We start from the raw sequence: 20,318 nt of genomic DNA, 5'->3' as shown, positions 1-20,318 counted from the left end.
TCCCCTTGCACCATCAAGACGCACCGCAGCCCCCTGCTCGGCTACGCCCAAGGTTGTAAGAGACGCCATGATGCCGCCCTCCCCGAGCAACCGCCTGTTCCTGAGCCATGCGCTGAACTGCAATGAGATGAACTGCGATGCAATAACAAGATAACGGGATAACTTACTGATGACACTTGCGCAACACATATCCGCCACGCGCTGGTGCTAGGGTGCCTGCAGGCTGGCACACACCAGCCCTGAACGCCACGCGCCCGACGATGGGTGACATCGTCGGGCGCGCAGGGTCATACCTTTAGCAACGTGAATGCTGGGGGGATGGAGAGTAGCGTCAGCCCAGCGCAATCAGGCGATTGCGGACATCGTTGATCTGGTCGCGCAGTCGACCGGCCTCTTCGAACTCGAGGTTCTTGGCCGCGGCAAACATGGCATCTTCGAGACGGCTGATCTCCTTCTCGAGCGCCTGAGGACCTTCGGCCGCCAGCGCAGCGTAGTCCGGCGTCTCTTCCGCCACCTGACGCTCGCTGCCCTTGCGACGGCTGCTCTTGCGTCCCGGTGCTTGGGCGCCTTCCATGATATCCGCCACCGACTTGGTGATGGTGCGCGGCGTGATGCCGTGCTCTTCATTGAAGGCCATCTGCTTCTCGCGACGCCGTTCGGTCTCGGCGATGGCCCGCTGCATGGAATCGGTGATGCGATCCCCGTACAGGATGGCCTTGCCGTTGGCGTTACGCGCCGCGCGGCCGATGGTCTGGATCAGGGAGCGTTCCGAGCGCAGGAACCCCTCCTTGTCGGCATCCAGAATCGCCACCAGCGAGACCTCCGGAATATCGAGGCCCTCTCGCAGCAGGTTGATGCCGACCAGCACATCGAACTTGCCCAGACGCAGGTCACGAATGATCTCGACGCGCTCGACGGTATCGATATCGGAGTGCAGATAACGCACCCGCACGTCGTGCTCGCCCAGATACTCGGTCAAGTCTTCCGACATGCGCTTGGTCAGCGTGGTAATCAGGACGCGCTCACCCACCTGGGTACGCGCCTTGATCTCGGAGAGTACATCATCGACCTGGGTCGAGGCCGAACGGACCTCGATGACAGGGTCGAGCAGCCCCGTAGGACGTACTACCTGCTCGACCACCTGTCCGGCATGCTCTTCCTCGTAAGTGCCAGGCGTCGCCGAGACGAATACGGTCTGCGGCAGGATGCTCTCCCACTCCTCGAATTTCATCGGACGATTGTCGAGAGCCGACGGCAGACGGAAGCCATATTCGACCAACGTTTCCTTACGCGAGCGGTCACCACGATACATGCCGCCGACCTGGGGCACGCTGACGTGGGACTCGTCGATGAAGACCAGCGCGTCCTTGGGCAGATAATCGAAGAAGGTCGGCGGCGCATTGCCGGGATCACGCCCCGAAAGATAGCGCGAGTAGTTCTCGATGCCGTTGCAGTAACCCAGCTCCATCATCATCTCGATGTCATAGAGGGTGCGCTGTTCCAGGCGCTGGGCCTCGACCAGCTTGTCGTGCTTGCGCAGGTAATCAAGGCGCTCGACCAGCTCTTCCTTGATGTGATCGACCGCGGCGACGATGGTCTCGCGCGGCGTCACGTAGTGACTCTTGGGATAGATGGTCATGCGCGGCACCGACTCGGCCACTTCGCCGGTCAGCGGGTCGAACAGACGGATGGAGTCGATCTCGTCATCAAACAGCTCGACACGCACGGCTTGTTCTTCCGAGTCCGCCGGGAAGACATCGATCACGTCACCACGTACCCGGTAGGTACCGCGCCGAAAATCCATGTCATTGCGGGTGTACTGCAACTCAGCCAGACGCCTGAGGAAAGCACGCTGGTCGATCTGTTCGCCACGATTGAAGTGCAGACGCATCTTCAGATACTGATCAGGATCACCCAGGCCGTAGATCGCCGAGACGGAGACCACGATGATCGCATCGCGGCGCTCCAGCAACGCCTTGGTCGCCGACAGACGCATCTGCTCGATGTGGTCGTTGATCGAGGCGTCCTTCTCGATGAAGGTATCCGAGGAGGCGACGTAGGCTTCTGGCTGATAGTAATCGTAATAGGAGACGAAATATTCGACGGCGTTGTCGGGGAAGAACGACTTGAACTCACCGTATAGCTGCGCCGCCAGCGTCTTGTTGGGGGCCATGACGATGGCCGGACGCTGCAGGCGCTCCACGATGTTGGCCACCGTGAAGGTCTTGCCGGAGCCGGTCACGCCCAGAAGGGTCTGATGCGCCAGGCCCGCGTCCAGGCCGGTGATCAGCTTCTCGATGGCCGCCGGTTGGTCACCGGCCGGCTGAAACTTGGAATTGATGCGAAATGGTTTGCTCATGCGCTCTCAATGGTGGCAGTCAGTCGGGTCTTCAACTGACGACAGGCAGATGATTGCCCGGCGGCATCAATCGCTCGCGGGCGCTTCTCGACTGGTCACCGAGACCCGGGTGCTGGTCATCAGGCGATGGATGGGGCAACGCTCGGAGATCTCGATCAGGCGAGCGCGCGTCTCGTCGTCCAGCTCATGGCCCTCCCCGGCCAGGAACTGCATGCTGACAGTGAGGCGATATTCGCTGTTGCTGCCACGCCGCTCGTCGCTGTCGTCCCGATCCACCGTGGTGATGATTCCCGCCAGCGGCAAGCCTTTGCGCAGGGCGTACATCTGCACGGTGATCGACTTGCAGGCCCCCAGCGACAGATCGAAATAGTCATGCGGGTCCGGAGCGCTCTCGTCGCCACCGACCACCGCCGGCACATCGACCAGCAACTCATCAAAGCTTGCGACCTGTACCCGCTGCACGAAGCTGCCTGACCGACGGCTGATTACCTCGATGCTCATTCGTCACCTCCCTGTCGCTGATCTGTCCGTGATCCCGCTCATGAGACGTTGCCTGCTTGCCGCCTCACCGCACTGCGGTCACTTGACCTTGTAACCGGCCTTCTCGACCGTCTTGACCACCGCGTCATAACGCACCTGACCGTCGACTTCGGCAAAGCCACGTCCGACCTCGGCTTCCTTGACGCCATCCATCATCATCAGCGCCGTGGTGACCTTGTTGACGTCCTTGACGCTCTCGACGCCGATCAGAGTAAGAGAAAAGCTGGCCATCGTGTCATTCCTGTCATGCAGTAAAAAAGGGGAGCGCCGCGGCGCATTGCAGCCGTCAAGAATAGCACGGTTGCCTGACATTCAGCGCGCCTCGACCTCGGCGCGAGCCAAGCCGCAGAAACGCCTGGCAGGACGGGAACACTGATTTGCCCGCTCTTTTACTGCCACTTGGGGCACAAGGGGCTGACAGCCGCCAGCTGGCGCGTGACAATGCGGGCATCCGACATGCCGCATGGTTGCCAGTGCGCCACCGGCAGTTCACTCCTTCGCAACAGGATGGTGGTAGATGAATCCCTTGAAGACCCTGATGCAAGACCACGGCTACCAGCTCGGCGAGGACGGCCGCCTGACGCTGGGTGAGCCAGCCGACGCCTCCATGCCACTCGCTGACCTGGCCGACCGTGCCTTGGCCGAAGATGTACTGACCCCGCTGGGCAATTTCGAGGTACTCGAGGTCTGCGGCAAGGATGGCGAACGCTTTCTGCAGGGACAGACCTCACAGCAGCTGAGCCTGGTCGATGGCGAGCTGGCACCGCTGACGACCTTCTGCACCCCGAAGGGACGCATTCTGGCCATGGCCCAGCTGCTGCGCGTCAGCGAAGAGCGCCTGTGGCTGGTGATGCCGGCTGGCACCGCCGAACCGCTGCGCGCCCATCTGGCCAAGTTCGCGCCCTTCTACAAGGTGACGCTGGAGGTGTCGAGTGAGCTGAGCGTGCTCGGCCTGCTCGGTGGGCAGACTCTGGCGGCCTGTGCCGACGCCCTCGCGGCACCTGCGCTGGCCGAGCATGACTTAGCCATGCGCTCGGTCCTCCAGCCGCCCCTGCCGTCGAGCGAGGAAGAAGAACCGCAGACCTGCGCGCTGGCGCGCCAGCCGTCAGGCAATACCCCACGCGCGATACTGGTCGGCCCGCATGCCGCCTTGGCAGACCTCGCGACAGCGCTTTTCGCACGCGATGTGGCCACCAGCGACGGAACCCGCTGGCGTCTGGAAGATATCCGCGCCGGCCTGCAATGGGTCACCTCCGCGCAGACAGACAGCTGGCTGCCGCAGATGCTCAATCTGGAAGCCCTAGCCGCGATCAGCTTCAAGAAGGGCTGCTACACCGGACAGGAAGTCGTGGCTCGTGCCCACTTCCGCGGCCAAGTCAAGAAGCGCCTGCAACGCCTGACGACAACGCAGCCGGCCGACTTGCCAGCGGTGGGCAGCAAGGTCACAAGCCCCGACGGCAAGTCCCTCGGCGAAGTGCTGCAGGCAGCCCATGATGAGCAGGGTCGTCTGGAGCTGCTGGCCGTGATCAGCCTGCGCGATGAAGAGATCGCATTGGCATTAGAAGATAGCACCCAGCTTGAGCGCAGCGCGCTGCCCTATGCCGTCGAGCGTCGCGACCCGGAGCAGCTCAAGGGCTGAAGGGTACGGCTTGAAGGACTGGCTGTCTTGAAGGGCTTAGCCTTGAAGGACTTAACGCTTGAAAGCCGCCACAAGAAAGCCCCACACGTGCCAACGTGCGGGGCTTTCGTCTTTCACGGATTGCAGACCTGATGCACCTACCGGGGCTCACAGCCCTTCCGGCAGCCAGCCATCCCCTGCGATCAGGTGCTCGATCAGCTCCTGCACCGGCATCGGTCGTGCATAGAGATAGCCCTGATGCAGCGAGCAACCATGCGCGAGCAATTCGGCTCGCTGCTCTGGCGTCTCGATGCCCTCGGCCACCACCGCAAGATGGAAGGCCTCCGCCAGCCCCAGCATCGCTTCGATCATGGCCTGCCCCTTGCTGGAGCCCAGCGCCGTCACGAACTGTCGATCGATCTTGAGCTTGTCGAACGGCAACCGCTGAAGCTGTGACAACGAGGAGTAGCCGGTGCCGAAGTCATCCAATGCCAATGCCACGCCGTGAGCCCGGATGGTCTGGAACAGCACGGCCAGGGCCTGGATGTCATCCGGCAGCTGGCTTTCGACCAGTTCAAGCGTCAGGCGCTCACATAGCTCCGGATGTCGGAACAACATTTCCAGGTCTGACAGGAAGCGCTTGTCCATCATGTGGCGCACGGTCACGTTGACGCTCAGATGCAGCTCATGACCGCTTTCGTGGACGCGCATCAGGGTAGCGATGCTCTCCTTGAGCACCCAGCGCCCCAGCGCGACATCCAGGCGTGCGGATTCGACGATCGCCATGAAATCCGCCGAGCCCATCAAGCCATGCTCGGGGTGCTGCCAGCGAATCAATGCCTCCGACAGCTGCAAGCGGCCGGTACGCCCATCGACGATCGGCTGCACGAAGAGCCTGAGCTGATTCTCGCGCAGCGCGACGGTGAACTCGGCCTCCAGTTGCTTGAGACGACGCAACTCACGCTCCGTCTCCTCATCGAAGAAATGCCACTCGCGTTGGCATTGCTGGGTATCGTGCAAGGCACGCTCGGCGCGATAGACCAGCGCATCCACCTGATGGCCATCCTCGGGATAGCGCGTGATGCCCAGGCTCGGCTGCAGATAGATCACCTCATCATTGAGCGTGACCTTGTCGCGCACGGCGTTCAGCAGGTTGTCCAACCAGCCGCTGATACCACCACGCGTCGCTTCCAGCAGTCGGCGCTGGACCATGATCAATAACCTGTCGGTCTCGAGGCGCGCCACATCGCCGGAATTGCCCAGCAAGGGAGCGATACGCTTCTGGATCTGCTCCAGCTGGTGATTGCCCGGCTCGGCGCCGGCATGATCGTAGAGCACCTGCAAGCCACCGATCCGCAGCGCCATCAGCACGAAGCCCTCCATCGGCGCGACCTCGCCCAGCTGGTCAATCCGCACCTTGATCAGGCGCAGCATGCCCTCTCGGCTGAGCAGACCGGTATCGAGATCCGTCTCGCGCTCCTCGAGCAACTGGTGCTGGAGCAGCACGCGCTCCTGCTCCAGTCCTCGTACCACCAGCGTATCGAGAGTCATGTCCAGCAACGGCATCATCTCGGTGGCGTTGAGTCGATGGCCACGACTGGCCACCAGCAGCAACTCGCTGCGCCCGGGATGCGGCGAGACCGAATAGCCCATCAGCTGGCTGGCGCCCAGTCGCTGACACAGCAGCAGCGCGCGATCCTCCTGCTCATCGGCATTCTTCTCGACGCTCCCATCGCCATCGCGCCGCGAGCCATCACCGGCTGACACGCAAACGCGCCCTACCGGCAGGCGCCATAGAGGATCACGCCGCAACGATGCTTCACTCAACCACTCACGCTCATCGTGACTCTGCAGAATCAGGTAGCCGGCATTGGGATTTCCCACCTCACGCCGATAGATGATGATCTCCGCCCCCAGCATCTCGCGCACGCGCTGCAGGTATCGGGTTAGAGACGCACGCGCATTCTGCGGCGCGTGGGTTTCGTAGGGGACGCTCAGAAATTGCTGGTTGAGAGTGTTGTGGCGCTGGTTTTGATGCTCGAGATAGGCGCCATAGGCCCGACTCGCCCTGCGGCGCCGACTGTCGCGCACCAACATGCCAATGGTGCCCATGCCCGCCAGCACAATGATCAACAGCAGCACCGCCAGCGGAGCGCCCATCTCATACACAAGCTGAGCGACGCGATTCTCATCCTGCCAGCAGGCCTTGGCATGGTGGTAGCGATCAACACGGCCAGTTGCCGGCAAAGCCACGCAGACCTGCTGCGTCGCGATGGGCTGTGGCATGGCGTTGCTGACCACATGCAGGCCCTTCAAGCCCAGCACGGCCGCCTGCTCGTCCAGTAAATCTGTCGTGAGCGGCATGCCCAGAATCAACAGCCCCAGCTCGTCTCGCGATGGCAAGGCCTCCTCATCCTCGTAGAGCCCCTGAATACCGATCAGCCATGGCTGATTGTCGACGATCAACCAGGCCAGCTGAGGTTGTGTCGGTGACTGGCGGGCAGCCTGCATGACGGGGGCGAGCGCACGTCGCCAGCTCACCGGCTCCTTGCCCAACCAGTCGGCCCCCGGCGACCCTGCGTTATGCTGCACCCAGGCTGTCACCTGCCCATCGCCACGCACCGCAGATATCAGATGTATGCCAGTATTGATGGCGAACTCGGGGCCATACATGGACTCGAGCCAGGTCGTGTCGAGCTCGGGCTCGCGCAGAAACCTGGTCACGGCTTCTTCCCAGTAGCCGTTTTCCTGCAATTGTCCCTCGAGCAGGCGCTGTTCACTCTTGACCCACAAGGCCAGCCGCTGCCTGTCGGACTCACGATCCGCCTCGCGGGATTGCGTAATCTGGCTGGCCGTCAACCAGCCGGTGGCCAGCAATGCCGCCAGCAACAGTAGCGGCAGCAGATACATCCGATAGTGGGGACCAGCAGGCAGAGAGGCGTGCGCGAAGTCAGCAGAAGACTCGTGTGCCGGCACACGAGAGGCAGAACGCGAAGCTGAAGAATCTGGCATTGATTTACCGATGATGAGGTGACCTCCTAAACCGGGTCGGCAGGCTGTCGCCTAGCCTTTGAGGTCAGTCTAGATCAGACGTTCAGTTGAAGAATACGCTGCACATTCGTCGTGGTGGATAACGCGATATCGTGGCGACTGCTCGAACGGAGTTCCGCCACCACGTCCGCGACCTTCGCCACTCGCGATGGCTCATTGCGCTGGCCCTGAAACCCGCACAGCGGCATGTCGGGGCTATCGGTTTCCAGCACGAAGCCATCGTCTGGCAGTGACGCCACCACTCCGCGCAGCTTGTTGGCACGTGGGTAGGTCACGCTGCCGCCCAGCCCCAGCACGAAGCCAAGCTCGAGAAAGCGCTCCGCCTGCACCTGACTACCCGCGAAGGCGTGGATGATGCCGCCACGGGTGAGTCGTGCCTGCTTGATACGCTTGGCGACTTCGTCATTGGCGCGCACGCAGTGCACGATGACAGGCAAGGAGAATTCGCGTGCCATGCTCAGCTGGGACTCGAACAGCTGCCATTGGGCGTCATGATCGGCCAATCGCGTATCGAAGCCACATTCTCCCAACGCGACGATCTTGCCAGCATGCTGGTCGAGAGCCTGATGAAGCGACGCCAGCGCGTCATCGCCATGCTCGGACAGAAAATAGGGATGCAACCCCAGGGCACCGAACATACGCGCCGATGAACCCGCCAGCGCCAGCACTGCCGGGAAGCTTGCCACCGTGGTGGCGGGCACCACGAAGGCCGAGACGTCTTCCTGCTCGGCACGCGCGATGACCGCCTCACGATCCGGCGTGAAGTCAGCGAAATCCAGATGGCAATGGCTGTCGATCAGCATGGAATCTCCCGGGGATGGTCGTACAGCCATCGTGCTATATCAGCGTGTGTCAGACAAACGAAGGGACCGGCCTGGTGGCCGGTCCCTTGTGGACGAGTGTCGATATTGCTTGTCAGTCGTCGTGACTGGCGCAGATGGCCTAGGCCGCCTCCACCGGCGCTGCCGGCACCAGCTCGGAGGTGCAATGACCACAACGGGTCGCCGCCAGCGGCACCTTGGAAAGGCAATACGGGCAATCCTTGTCGGTGACCTCTTCCGGAGCTTCCTCGGCTTCCTTCTTGAGCTTGTTGATCTGGCGGATCAACACGAAGACCGCCAGCGCCACCAGCGCGAAACTGATGATGGCATTGATGAACAAGCCATAATTCAGCGTCACGGCTCCCGCTTCCTTCGCGGCATCCAGGCTGGCATAGGGGGCAGCCTGAGCGCCTTCCTTGAGCACGATGAAGAAATTCGAGAAATCTACCCCCCCGATCAGCAGCCCGATCAGCGGGTTGAGCATGTCCCCCACCAGACTCTTGACGATTAGTGTGAATGCCCCGCCGATGATGATGCCGACGGCCATGTCGACGACGTTACCCTTGACGGCAAAATCACGAAATTCCTGCATAAATCCGGACATCTGTCATCTCCTGTCACTCGCTAACCATCCGGTGAATTGCCACGCATCATGCATGGCCCGCACTGAGACACATTCCACGCCATTGTTGTTGTCATTGTCTGCGCCCTACCGACCTTCGCCCCAGCAAGCTTCATCACACGGATGCCAGCAAGACAACATGACCCGAACATTATGCCGTGCTGATGCCGCGCCATGGGTTGGCTGTGTAAACGTAGGGTTACACGCATATCTGGACACAAAAAACGCCACCCCGAGGGGTGGCGTTCTTCAAACCGTGATCGACAGTCTCGCCATGGCAGCGCCATAACTACATCGCCGTTGTGGCAACTCCGTTGTGGCAACTGTCTCAGTGCTCACGGGTCGCGCGGAAGGTGATGTCCGGCCAGCGTTCCTGGGTTAGCTGAAGGTTGACGCGGGTCGGCGCGATGTAGGTCAGCCAGCCGCCGCCGTCATAGGCCAGGTTGGCACTGGCCTTGCGCTTGAAGTCTTCCAGCATCTTGGTGTCATCGCAGTAGATCCAGCGCGCGGTCTGCACGTTGATCGCTTCATAGATGCACTCGACCTTGTACTCTTCCTTCAGGCGATGAGCGACCACGTCAAACTGCAGCGTACCGACGGCACCGACGATCAGATCGTTGTTGTCGAACGGCTGGAAGACCTGGGTCGCGCCCTCTTCGGAGAGCTGCTGCAGACCTTTCTGCAGCGCCTTCATCTTCAGCGGGTCCTTCAGGCGCACGCGCTTGAACAGTTCCGGCGCGAAGTGCGGAATGCCGGTGAAGCGCATGTCCTCACCGATGGTGAAGGTGTCCCCGATCTGGATGGTGCCGTGGTTGTGCAAGCCGATGATGTCGCCCGGCCAGGCCTCTTCCACGTGGGAGCGGTCCGCCGCCATGAAGGTCAGGGCGTCAGGGATCTTGACATCCTTGTTGATGCGCACGTGGCGCATCTTCATGTTCTTCTCGTACTTGCCGGAGCAGACACGCAGGAAGGCGACACGGTCACGGTGTTTCGGGTCCATGTTGGCTTGGATCTTGAACACAAAGCCGGTGAAGCGCTCATCGTGGGCCGTGACTTCGCGGGTATCGGTATCACGCGGCTGGGGCGGCGGGGCATATTCGACGAAGCCGTCGAGCATCTCGCGCACGCCGAAGTTGCCCATGGCGGTACCGAAGTAGACCGGCGTCAGCTCACCGCGACGATAGGCCTCGAGATCGAACTCGTGAGAGGCGCCGCGCACCAGCTCGACTTCCATGCTCAGCTCTTCGATCAGGTCCTCACCCAGCACTTCGATGGCTTCGGGGCTGTCGAGGCCCTTGATGCGCACGTCATCGGGAATGCGGTTGCCCTGGCCCTGCTTGTAGAGATGGATCTCATCATTGACCAGATGATAGACGCCCTTGAAGCCCTTGCCGACGCCGATCGGCCAGGTCATCGGCGCGCACTGGATGTTGAGCACCGTCTCGACTTCGTCCATCACCTCGATGGGGTCACGCGTCTCGCGGTCCATCTTGTTGACGAAGGTCAGGATCGGCGTGGTGCGCAGGCGGCAGACTTCCATCAGCTTGATGGTGCGGTCCTCGACACCCTTGGCGCCATCGATGACCATCAGTGCCGAATCGACGGCGGTCAGCGTCCGGTAGGTATCTTCGGAGAAGTCCTCGTGCCCGGGGGTATCCAGCAGGTTGACCATGCGGTCCTTGTAGGGGAACTGCATCACGGAGGTGGTCACGGAGATGCCACGCTCCTGCTCCATTTTCATCCAGTCAGAGGTCGCGTGGCGATCGGCCCGCTTGCTCTTGACCGAGCCGGCCATTTGGATGGCATTCCCGAATAGCAGCAGCTTCTCGGTGATGGTGGTCTTACCGGCATCCGGGTGAGAGATGATGGCGAATGTACGGCGCACATCCGCCGCCTTGGCAATCTGGGAATCTGACATGAGCTGAAAGGCATCCGGCCCGACGTGAGGCACGCCGCGCGCACTGTTGGGTGAATAGCAGAACAAGACGAATGGCGCGCATTGTAGCGGCTGGCGCGGCGCGGCAACAGAGGCGAGCGCGATCAGCGGCCTTCAGTCATCCTTGCGCGCGCGAAAATGCCAGGGCCTTACTCCTCGACCTCGGACAGTGTCTCGACGATACGGCACTGCGCCACTACCCCGCCGGCACAGCAGTGCGTCAGGCGCTGCAACTCCTCCTCCATGACGGCGAGATCGCGCTGGCGCTTGCGTACCTCGGCCAGCTGCGCCTCGATACGCGCGTCGATCTGATCGCACGGCAAGGCCTGCTGATCCGCCAGTCCCAGCAAGGCGCGGATATCATCCAGCGAGAACCCCAGACGCCGACAACGGCGGATAAAGGTCAACCGGCGCAGCTGTGCATTACCATATTCGCGATAGCCGTTGGCCGCACGCCGCTGTGGGGCCAACAGACCCTGCTTCTCGTAGTAGCGGATCGTCACCGCCTGAACGTCTGAGGCCTTGGCCAGCTGGCCGATGCTCATCACCCCTGTAACAGCTCTTGAGCTTTGCGGGTCTTGCGCTGCTGTCTCCGGCTCGAGCTCGAATCCTTGTGTCATGAGGCTTTACCTTATAGTGACTATAACCTCCATGCTGTCAGCAATACGACAGGAGGCCAAGACCCCTTATGAAAAGCTGTTGCGAAGGCAAATCCGGCGAGCTGGCAGAGCTCAGAGCCTCTCAGGGCAAGGTGCTCAAGATTCTGCTGGCATTGAATGCCAGCATGTTCTTCATCGAATTCACCGCGGCCTGGTGGCTGGGCTCCACTGCGCTGCTCGGGGATTCCCTCGACATGTTCGGCGATGCCAGCGTCTACGCGCTGACCCTCTATGTCCTGCATCGCAGCGTGCGTGAACGTGCGTTGAGCGCGCTGGTAAAAGGCATCATGATGCTGGCGCTGGGCGTGATCGTCCTTGGCGAGGCGGGTTATCAGGCTCTCCATGGAGTCGCCCCTGCCGCACACGGAATGGGAGCCTTCGCCCTGCTGGCGCTGACCGTCAATCTGGTCTGCTTCGGCCTGCTGTGGCGTTTCAAGTCGGATGATTTGAACATGCGCTCCACCTGGCTATGTTCACGCAATGACATCATCGCCAATGCCTCGGTCTTCGGCGCCGCGCTACTGGTCGGCTGGACAGGTTCCCGCTGGCCGGATGTGCTGCTGGGGGCGGCGATTGCCGCACTCTTCCTGCAATCCGCCTGGCAGGTGATTCGCGATGCGCGAGTTGAGCTGCGCGAGGCCAAGCAAACGCAAAGCGCGCAAGCTCCTAACGCTCCGGCATCATCCTGCGCCAGCCGCAGTTGTTGCGTCCCATCCACGGCTACCGGGGTGATCGAGCCCGCACACGCCAGCGGCAGCGGCTCCAGCAAGTGCTGTCGTTGAAGCACGACTTCCCTGACCAATGACTACCAGCAACACGAAAGCGCCCCGTCAATGCCGACGGGGCGCTTTCGTGCCGGGGTTCCGAAAATGATCAGGTCGCCGGACAATCTGGCTGATGCTCGGGATGGGCCTGTTGGAAGGCTTCCAGTGACTGACAGGCCGCCTCGATGGCCAGAATTCTCGGATAGTCCTTGAGTTCACACTCGAAGCGCCGCGCATTGTAGAGCTGGGGCATCAGGCAGGCATCCGCCAAGCCCGGGCTATCGCCATGGCAGAAACGCCCTGCACTTGCCGCCAGCATCACTTCCAGACGCGCGAAGCCCTCGGCGATCCAGTGTCGATACCATTCAAGGCGCTGCTGCTGGGTGATCTCAAGCCGATCGGTCAGATAATTGAGCACGCGCGGATTGTTGAGCGGATGCATCTCACAGGCCATGAACTGGCACAGTGAGCGCACCTTCGCACGCGCTTCCGGCGCTGAGGGCAACAACGCCGGAGTGGGCCAGCGCTCCTCCAGATACTCCATGATCGCGAGCGACTGGCTCAAGGCCACAGGTGTTGGTGTCTCTCCCACCATCAGGGTCGGCACCAGTCCCTGGGGGTTGATGGCCAGATAGTCCTCGCTGCGCTGTTCGCCCTTGAGAAGATTGACCGGCACCTGGGCGACCTCAATCCCCTTGAGCGCCAGCGCGATTCTTACCCGATAGCTGGTAGATGAACGGTAATAGCCATACAGGCTCATTGAACTCATGCTGCACTCCTCTATGACGCGGTTGAATGCCGGCCGCCCCTTCGCACTACCTCGCACCCAGTTGGCTTGAGGCTTACCGGCACACGACGTCTTCCCGAGACGTGTCTCTGAGAAGCTCTGCCTCTCTAAGCCGCCATCAGGCGTCCAACTGCGTGACCTGCTGATCAATGGCGCCGAAGATGCTCTGACCATCGCGATCGAACATTTCGATGCGGATGCGATCACCGAAGCGCATGAAAGGCGTGCGAACCTCATCGAACAGGATCTTCTCGACCATGCGCACTTCGGCCAGACAGCTGTAGCCCACGCCCCCTTCGCTGATCGGCTTGCCGGGGCCGCCATCCTTGCCGGGATTGGACACAGTGCCTGAGCCGATGATCGCGCCGGCCCCCAAGGGGCGAGTCTCGGCGGCATGCGCCACCAGCTGCGGGAAACTGAAGATCATGTCTGGCCCAGACTCTGGCTCACCGAACTTCTCACCATTGAGATGCACGCTCAGCGGCAAATGCACGCGCCCCTGCTGCCAGGCATCTCCCAACTCATCCGGCGTCACGGCGATGGGCGTGAAGCTTGACGATGGCTTGGCCTGGAAGAAGCCGAAGCCCTTGGCCAGCTCGCCGGGGATCAGCCCACGCAGACTGACGTCATTGACCAGCATCAACAGGCGGATGTGGTCCTCGGCCTGCTCCGGACTGACGTGCATCGGCACATCATCGGTGATGACGGCGATCTCGCCTTCGAAATCGATGCCATGCTCCTCACTGACGCACACGATATCGGCGCTGGGGGCCAGGAAGCTGTCGCTGCCGCCCTGATACATCAGCGGGTCGTGCCAGAAGGTCTCGGGCATCTCGGCGCCACGCGCCTGACGCACCAGCTGGACATGGTTCAGATACGCCGAGCCGTCTGCCCACTGATAACTGCGCGGCAACGGGGAATGCAGCGCTTGGCTTTCCAGGGCAAAGGCGTCCGTCAACGTGCCATCATTGAGCGCCGCGTAGCGTTGCTCGAGCCTGGGCGCCAGTGACGTCCAGTCTTCCAGCAGCGCCTGCAGCGTCGCGGCGACATCCGCGACCTTGACGGCGCGGGTCAGGTCACGGGAGACCAGCAGCAGTGTTCCATCGCGGGAACCGTCCTGGTAGGTAGCGAATTTCATGGGTGCCTCCTTTAAGAGCAACGTGAGCGAGAATGCAGGAATTGCCTGGGCTCGGATGACGAAGGACTGCCAGGTGTCATCGCTGATGCGGGGTGAATGAAGGGGTGATTTGAGGAGTGAAGTGAGACGCGAGCCCCTGCCAGACCGAGCCGTAGTCGCGCTGACGAGCGCTCGACGACAGGGCCTGCGGGGTAGGCTGGAACAGATAGCGACTCTCGAACATGAAGGCGAGCGTATTGCCTTGATAGCGGGGGGCGAGCTCTGCCTGACTGGCGGCCTCGAAGGTGGCAGCGTCAGGGCCATGCGGGGTCATGGCGTTGTGCAGACTCGCACCGCCCGGACGAAAGCCTTCGCGCTTGGCGTCATACTCACCATGGATCAGCCCCATCAACTCGCTCATCAGGTTGCGATGGAAATATGGCGGTCGGAAGGTGTTCTCGGCGACCATCCAGCGTGGTGGAAAGATCACGAAGTCGAGATTGGCGACTCCGGCGGTGTCTGACGGTGATGTCAGCACGGTGAAGATCGAGGGGTCAGGATGATCGAAGCTGACCGTATTGATCGTATTGAAGGTCGCCAGATCATATTTGTAGGGCGCGTAGTTGCCGTGCCAGGCCACGACATCCAGCGGTGAATGATCCAGGCTCGCGCGCCAGAAACGCCCGCCGAACTTGGCCACCAGCGTGAAGTCACCGGCTTCATCCTCGAAACGTGCCGATGGCGCGAGGAAGTCACGCGGATTGGCCAGTCCATTGCTGCCGATGGGCCCCAGAGAAGGTAACTCGAGAGGCGCGCCATAATTCTCGGCCACGTAGCCTCGACAGCCCTCCGCGTGTCCCGCCAGGGGATTGAGCTGGAACTTGATACCACGCGGGATCACGACGATCTCGCCGCTGGCGACTTCCAGCAGGCCCAGCTCGCTACGTACCTCGATGGCACCCTGTTGTGGCACGATCAGCAATTCGCCATCGGCATTGTAGAAAAAGCGCTGCTGCATGCCGCAAGAGAAGGCGTAGAGATGCGTGGCACAGCCCTGCTGTGCCTGGGCATCCCCATTGACCGCCAGTGTGATCAGACCTTCCAGAAAATCGCCGGCGCAGAACGCGACGGGGTCCCAGCGCATCGGGTTGGGATCCGGCTTTCTCTCGGCCAGCGGTGCGGTAGCGACCTGCGGCAACTCCATAGGCTGATATGCGCCCTGCACCACCGAGGGCCGAATGCGGTAAAGCCAGCTGCGCAGATTGTGGCTACGCGGCGCGGTGAAGGCCGAGCCGCTCAACTGCTCCGCGTACAGGCCATAGGGGCAACGCTGGGGAGAGTTCTGGCCCTGCGGTAAGGCGCCAGGCAACGCCTCGCTGGAGACATGGTTTCGAAAACCGGCATGATAATGACACTCAGCGTTGCGCTCGCGCATGACGATTCATCTCCTTGTGGGCTCACGGCTCCTGATGGCCAAGGGCATCCACGGCACGACATACCGCCATTGCCCGATTAGTTACATATGAAACCATATAGCCAGATTCATAACTTGGCAATCGCTCAAATGCTCGACTTTTGTCTTGCTCGCTGTCGGAAGTGGTAACATCGGTAACCTGATCCGACCGCCATGCACTGATGTGATAACGCTGGCCAGCCCTCTCACCGAGTCAGGTAACTCACGATGCAACGCACTGATGACACTCCCGAAGCGCGCGATGCCCTTGATGGTGAAGCCTCACAGGACCGGCCCCGCTGCGAGCTGGATCTTGACCAGTTCCTGCCCTATCGCCTCAACCGACTGGCTGAGCGCACCAGTGAGGCGATGTTCGCCCGCTATGGCGAGCGCTTCGCCATCAACGTCGCCGAGTGGCGTCTGCTGGCCTGGTTGAGCCGTGGCGTACCGATGACCGCGCGGGAAATCAGCCTGCGCACCCACATGGACAAGGTGCGCGTCTCGCGCGCCGTCAAATCATTGGAAAGCCGCGAACTGATCCTTCGTCGCCCGAGCGAGCAGGACCAGCGTGCGCAGTTGCTCGCCCTCACCGCCGAGGGTGAGGCCATGCTCGACGAACTGATTCCCGAAGCGCGGCGTTTTGAGGATGAACTGCTCGGCGCCGTCAATGCACGCCAATACCGTGATCTGCTGCTCACCATGCAGACCCTCGAGCGACAACTGGATCAACTGCCGGGCAGCGACTGAGGCAGGCATGCACGGCACTCGTCAACAGAACGACAGAGGATTTCCTGACCGCCATTTCGCGCGATGTACAATTATGGTATAGGTTGTGTAATGCTTTTAAGGAGCCTTGCCAGCATGCATCGCAAACCGCACCTGCCCAGCAAGCTATGTCAGACCTGCCAGCGCCCCTTCACCTGGCGCAAGAAGTGGCAGGACTGTTGGGACGACGTACGTCATTGCAGCCAGCGCTGTCGTCGCAACGCGCGCCAGCTGGCACGGGAGGCACGCGATGACGTCCACTGATCCCTGGCTGGTATGGTTGAGCGAGGACCTGCGCCTGGATGACAACCCGTTGTGGCAAGCCGCACTTGAGGAGCGAGCCTCGCACCTGCTGGTCGTGCATGTGGTGGCGGCGACGGCCTTCCAGCCATTCGGCAGCGTCAGCCCCGGGGAGCCACACCTGCAGCCGCTCAGCACGGGACGGCAACACGCCCTGCTCGGGAGTCTGGAATCGCTGCGCACGCGACTTAAGGCGCTGGGCAGTGATCTGCTGATCCTCCACGGCGACGCAGCACGACTGATTCCGCAGCTGGCAAGGCAATATGGCTGCCGGGGCGTCATCACGCGCCGCGCCACGGGCGTGCTGGAACAACGCCAGCAACGCGCGGTGGCAAGCCAGTGTCGCTTGCGGCAATTGAACAGTGGTTTGTTGCTGGACGAAGACGAGCTGCCGGAACCACTCGCCGCACTCCCCGAAAGCTTCAGTGCCTTCCGACGCAAGCTGGAGAAGGCCCGCCCGAGCCTCCACGACATACCCGCCCCGCTACAAGCGCCATCCCGGCTCCCCGGTTGGCCAGAGGCCGCCCCTCGTGGCTTTCAGGGCACGGCTAGGCAACTGCTCGAGGCACGCCACTGGCAGGCCGACTCCCGCGGCGAATACACCTTTGCCCCAGGAGAGCCCGCCGGCCTGCAGCGCCTGCAGGATTACCTGAGCCCAGCCTTCGCCGGCCAGTACAAGACCACCCGCAATCGCCTCAGCGGGGCGGATTTCTCGACCCGCTTCTCCGTGTGGCTGGCATTGGGCTGTCTGTCGCCGCGACGAATACTGGACGCACTGCACCGCTTTCAAACCACGCTGCCCGAACACTGCGAGCATACGCAGGCAGCTTTCAAGGACAGCGACTGGGTCCGCGTCGAGCTGTTATGGCGCGAATACTTCCACTGGGATGCACGGCGTCTGGGCAGACAGACCTTCACGAGCGACTCCCAAAGCCACGACGCGGCTCAGCCGCGCAGCCATGAGCCGGCGTCGGAAGCGATTGAACGCTGGCAGATCGGAAGGACCGGGGTGCCATGGGTCGATGCCGGCATGCGCGAACTAGCGGCTACCGGCTGGCTGAGCAACCGCATGCGCCAGAACGTGGCGAGCTTTCTGGTCAAGGACCTTGGCGTGGACTGGCGCCAAGGAGCGGCCTGGTTCGAACATCAGCTACTGGATTACGACATTGCTTCCAACTGGGGTAACTGGCGCTATCTGGCGGGTATCGGACGTGATCCGCGTGGAGATCGGCACTTCAACATGATGAAGCAGGCACGCCAACATGACCCTCTCGGTCATTACGTCAGCCGCTGGATACCGGAGCTTGCGACACTGCCCTCCGGCATGCAGCGCCATGCACCCTGGCTCGCCTGGTCAAGCAGCGCTGAACGCAACGGATCAGCGGGTCACTACCCCCGCCGGCCTCTCACGCATGTCGAGGGTTGGGAGGCCCATCTGGCCGACATCACTCCGACACGCGTGACGCCCTAGCTGAGTGGCTCCTTCGAGCGAGGCTGACAACCTATGAACCACGAAGAGAAAGCCACAAAGCGGGCACAACGCAGAGGAAGCAACGAAGGGATATTCCATAGCGCCTTGGCGCTAACTGGCCGTCAGGGCTGCACTTTATGAGCCTTATTCACTATCATGGCCGCATTCCTCGCAGGAGTCGTCATGAATCAGCCGCTACCGCCACCACTGTCCACGCCGCACCGCAATCTCATTCGTTTGACCATCGCGCGCGGCATCACCTGGACCGGCTTTCTCATCCTGATCATCTTCGGGATCGAGATTATCGGCTTTCAGCTCAATGTGCTGCCCGTCATCTCGATCATTATCGCGATGGGGCTGGTCAATGTCGCGACCTGGTGGCGCCTCGGGCAATCACATCCTGTCACCGATACCGAGAACCTGATTCACCTACTGGTGGATATCGCCGGTCTGACGATGTTGTTCTTCCATACCGGTGGCTCCACCAACCCCTTCGTGCCCTATTACCTGGTGCCGGTGACCATGGCGGCCGCAACGCTCCCGTGGCGTTATGCCTGGGTGATTGCCGCGGTCGGCATGGGTTGTTACAGCTTCCTCATGGTGTTCTATGAGCCGGTGCCGCAGCTGGCGACCTATGAACTGGGCGGACGTATCAGCCTGCATGTCATCGGCATGTGGCTGAACTTCGGCCTGTCGGCGTCGCTGGTGACCTACTTCATCTACAAGATGGCCCATGCCCTGCGCACCCGAGATCAGGCGCTGTCCACCACGCGTGAGGCCGCCCTGCGCAGCGAGCAGGTATTGGCGGTGGCCAGCCAGGCCGCTGGCACCGCGCATGAGCTGGGCACCCCGCTCTCCACCATGGCGGTACTGTTGAGCGAGATGCGCGAGGATGCCAAGGACAGGAATGACCCTCAGCTGGAGGATGATCTTGCCCTGCTGCGCAGTCAGGTCGACACCTGCAAGCAACGTCTGCAGGCGATGGTGGCCGCAGCCGACCGCCGCCGCATGGAGCAGCCTCAACCCATCAATGCTGCCCAGTGGCTGGAGGAAATCGTTCAGCGCTGGCTGGTGGTGCGCCCGGATGTGCAGCATAGCGTCGAGGTGACGCCCGGCGCTGAACAGGCATTCATGCTGGTGGATACCACGCTCGAGCAGGCGCTGATGAACCTGCTCAACAATGCCGCCGACGCCTGCCCGGATGATATCGAGATCACCCTGGAGCAACGCGATCAGGAAGTGCTGATCGACATCCGCGATCATGGCGATGGTGTGCCCATGGCGGTGGCGGATCAGCTCGGTGAGACCTTCATCTCCACCAAATCCAAAGGCATGGGCATCGGCCTGTTCCTCACGCATGCCACCATCAACCGGTTCGGTGGCGGCGTGAGTCTGTATAACCACGAAGATGGCGGCACCTTGACGGAAGTGCGCCTCCCCCTTCATCTGACATGATGGCGGCAAAGACCGCCCAAGCGAGAACCCTGATGAGCGATGCAACCCGACTGCTGATCATCGACGATGATGAATTCTTCTGCCAGGTCACGGCGCGCGCCATGACGCGTCGCGGCTATGAAGTGGAAGTGGCCCGTGATGAAGCCCAGGCACTCAGCGTGGCACGCAGCCACCGCCCGGAGCTGATCACGCTGGATCTGAAGCTGGAGCAGAGTTCCGGCCTCAAGCTGCTGCCCGAGCTGATCGCCCTGCTGCCAGACACGCGTATCGTGGTGCTGACCGGTTATTCCAGCATCGCCACCGCGGTGGAAGCCATCAAGCTTGGCGCGGTCAATTACCTGTGCAAACCCGCCGATGCCGACGAGATCCTCAACGCCTTCAACCGCGAAGGCGGCGATCCTGCCGCCGAGATCTCCGACAATCCGCCGTCGGTCAACCGCCTGACATGGGAGCACATCCAGAAGGTGCTCAACGAGCACGACGGCAACATCTCCTCCACCGCCCGCGCTTTGGGCATGCACCGCCGCACCCTGCAACGCAAGCTGCAGAAGCGTCCGGTCAAGCGCTGAGATAGCGGCACTGCCGTAGTCTGCACCCCCA

18 protein-coding genes are annotated in these 20,318 nt (G+C 61.8%); 7 read left to right on the top strand and 11 right to left on the bottom strand.

What is annotated here, in order from left to right:
• Positions 1–331: 331 nt before the first annotated feature.
• From uvrB to QD208_RS03895, 3 genes are all read right to left on the bottom strand, one after another.
• The gene (gene uvrB / locus QD208_RS03905) at positions 332–2,359 is read right to left on the bottom strand and encodes an excinuclease ABC subunit UvrB (protein WP_043336887.1); all 2,028 of its coding nucleotides are present in this window, start codon (positions 2,357–2,359) and stop codon (positions 332–334) included.
• A 66-nt stretch (positions 2,360–2,425) separates the two neighbouring features.
• Complete coding sequence (locus QD208_RS03900) at positions 2,426–2,860, bottom strand: OsmC family protein (protein ID WP_279835768.1); 435 nt, start codon at positions 2,858–2,860, stop codon at positions 2,426–2,428.
• A gap of 78 nt (positions 2,861–2,938) precedes the next feature.
• The gene (locus QD208_RS03895) at positions 2,939–3,130 is read right to left on the bottom strand and encodes a hypothetical protein (RefSeq protein ID WP_043336892.1); all 192 of its coding nucleotides are present in this window, start codon (positions 3,128–3,130) and stop codon (positions 2,939–2,941) included.
• A gap of 286 nt (positions 3,131–3,416) precedes the next feature.
• Here QD208_RS03895 and QD208_RS03890 point away from each other — a divergent pair, with 286 nt between their 5' ends.
• Positions 3,417–4,538, top strand: a complete 1,122-nt coding sequence (locus tag QD208_RS03890) for a folate-binding protein (RefSeq protein ID WP_279835766.1) — start codon at positions 3,417–3,419, stop codon at positions 4,536–4,538.
• A 147-nt stretch (positions 4,539–4,685) separates the two neighbouring features.
• On the opposite strand, the gene QD208_RS03885 is transcribed toward QD208_RS03890, so the two are convergent.
• The 5 genes from QD208_RS03885 to QD208_RS03865 form a co-directional block, all read right to left on the bottom strand.
• A complete protein-coding gene (locus tag QD208_RS03885) occupies positions 4,686–7,529 on the bottom strand; it encodes an EAL domain-containing protein (RefSeq protein ID WP_279835765.1) in 2,844 nt (947 codons plus the stop codon).
• A gap of 74 nt (positions 7,530–7,603) precedes the next feature.
• Complete coding sequence (locus QD208_RS03880; protein ID WP_043336078.1) at positions 7,604–8,371, bottom strand: TatD family hydrolase; 768 nt, start codon at positions 8,369–8,371, stop codon at positions 7,604–7,606.
• Positions 8,372–8,510: 139 nt separating this feature from the next.
• Positions 8,511–8,993: a large conductance mechanosensitive channel protein MscL gene (gene mscL, locus QD208_RS03875; protein WP_279835762.1), complete on the bottom strand. Its 483-nt coding sequence runs from the start codon at positions 8,991–8,993 to the stop codon at positions 8,511–8,513.
• Between the two features lie 346 nt (positions 8,994–9,339).
• Positions 9,340–10,929: a peptide chain release factor 3 gene (locus QD208_RS03870; RefSeq protein ID WP_043336093.1), complete on the bottom strand. Its 1,590-nt coding sequence runs from the start codon at positions 10,927–10,929 to the stop codon at positions 9,340–9,342.
• A gap of 167 nt (positions 10,930–11,096) precedes the next feature.
• Positions 11,097–11,567 carry a helix-turn-helix domain-containing protein gene (locus QD208_RS03865; RefSeq protein ID WP_245163114.1) on the bottom strand — a complete coding sequence of 157 codons (471 nt, stop codon included), beginning with the start codon at positions 11,565–11,567 and terminating at the stop codon, positions 11,097–11,099.
• Positions 11,568–11,635: 68 nt separating this feature from the next.
• Here QD208_RS03865 and QD208_RS03860 point away from each other — a divergent pair, with 68 nt between their 5' ends.
• A complete protein-coding gene (locus QD208_RS03860) occupies positions 11,636–12,388 on the top strand; it encodes a cation diffusion facilitator family transporter (RefSeq protein WP_279835757.1) in 753 nt (250 codons plus the stop codon).
• 91 nt (positions 12,389–12,479) lie between these two features.
• Here QD208_RS03860 and maiA read toward each other — a convergent pair whose 3' ends face one another.
• The 3 genes from maiA to hmgA all read right to left on the bottom strand — a co-directional run bounded on the left by maiA (position 12,480) and on the right by hmgA (position 15,709).
• Positions 12,480–13,130, bottom strand: coding sequence for a maleylacetoacetate isomerase (maiA, locus tag QD208_RS03855; RefSeq protein ID WP_279835829.1), 651 nt, complete (start codon positions 13,128–13,130; stop codon positions 12,480–12,482).
• 145 nt (positions 13,131–13,275) lie between these two features.
• Positions 13,276–14,295: a fumarylacetoacetate hydrolase family protein gene (locus QD208_RS03850; protein ID WP_279835753.1), complete on the bottom strand. Its 1,020-nt coding sequence runs from the start codon at positions 14,293–14,295 to the stop codon at positions 13,276–13,278.
• 76 nt (positions 14,296–14,371) lie between these two features.
• Positions 14,372–15,709: a homogentisate 1,2-dioxygenase gene (gene hmgA / locus QD208_RS03845; protein WP_279835751.1), complete on the bottom strand. Its 1,338-nt coding sequence runs from the start codon at positions 15,707–15,709 to the stop codon at positions 14,372–14,374.
• Positions 15,710–15,955: 246 nt separating this feature from the next.
• Here hmgA and QD208_RS03840 point away from each other — a divergent pair, with 246 nt between their 5' ends.
• The 5 genes from QD208_RS03840 to QD208_RS03820 all read left to right on the top strand — a co-directional run bounded on the left by QD208_RS03840 (position 15,956) and on the right by QD208_RS03820 (position 20,287).
• Positions 15,956–16,474 (top strand): MarR family winged helix-turn-helix transcriptional regulator, encoded by a 519-nt coding sequence (locus tag QD208_RS03840; RefSeq protein WP_279835749.1) that lies wholly within the window; start codon positions 15,956–15,958, stop codon positions 16,472–16,474.
• Between the two features lie 114 nt (positions 16,475–16,588).
• Positions 16,589–16,756 carry a DUF2256 domain-containing protein gene (locus QD208_RS03835; protein ID WP_084589600.1) on the top strand — a complete coding sequence of 56 codons (168 nt, stop codon included), beginning with the start codon at positions 16,589–16,591 and terminating at the stop codon, positions 16,754–16,756.
• Positions 16,743–18,263 carry a DASH family cryptochrome gene (locus QD208_RS03830; RefSeq protein WP_279835745.1) on the top strand — a complete coding sequence of 507 codons (1,521 nt, stop codon included), beginning with the start codon at positions 16,743–16,745 and terminating at the stop codon, positions 18,261–18,263. Before QD208_RS03835 ends, QD208_RS03830 begins: the two co-directional genes overlap by 14 nt.
• Before the next feature lie 183 nt (positions 18,264–18,446).
• Positions 18,447–19,718 carry an ATP-binding protein gene (locus QD208_RS03825; protein ID WP_043336060.1) on the top strand — a complete coding sequence of 424 codons (1,272 nt, stop codon included), beginning with the start codon at positions 18,447–18,449 and terminating at the stop codon, positions 19,716–19,718.
• Positions 19,719–19,750: 32 nt separating this feature from the next.
• Entirely contained in the window at positions 19,751–20,287 is a 537-nt protein-coding gene (locus QD208_RS03820; protein ID WP_043336058.1) for a response regulator transcription factor, read from the top strand.
• The last annotated feature ends 31 nt before the right edge of the window (positions 20,288–20,318 follow it).

The sequence above is a fragment of the Cobetia sp. 29-18-1 genome, from assembly GCF_029846405.1.
In the GTDB taxonomy this organism is placed as follows: domain Bacteria; phylum Pseudomonadota; class Gammaproteobacteria; order Pseudomonadales; family Halomonadaceae; genus Cobetia; species Cobetia amphilecti.
This window is presented reverse-complemented; position numbering and strand designations above follow the sequence as displayed.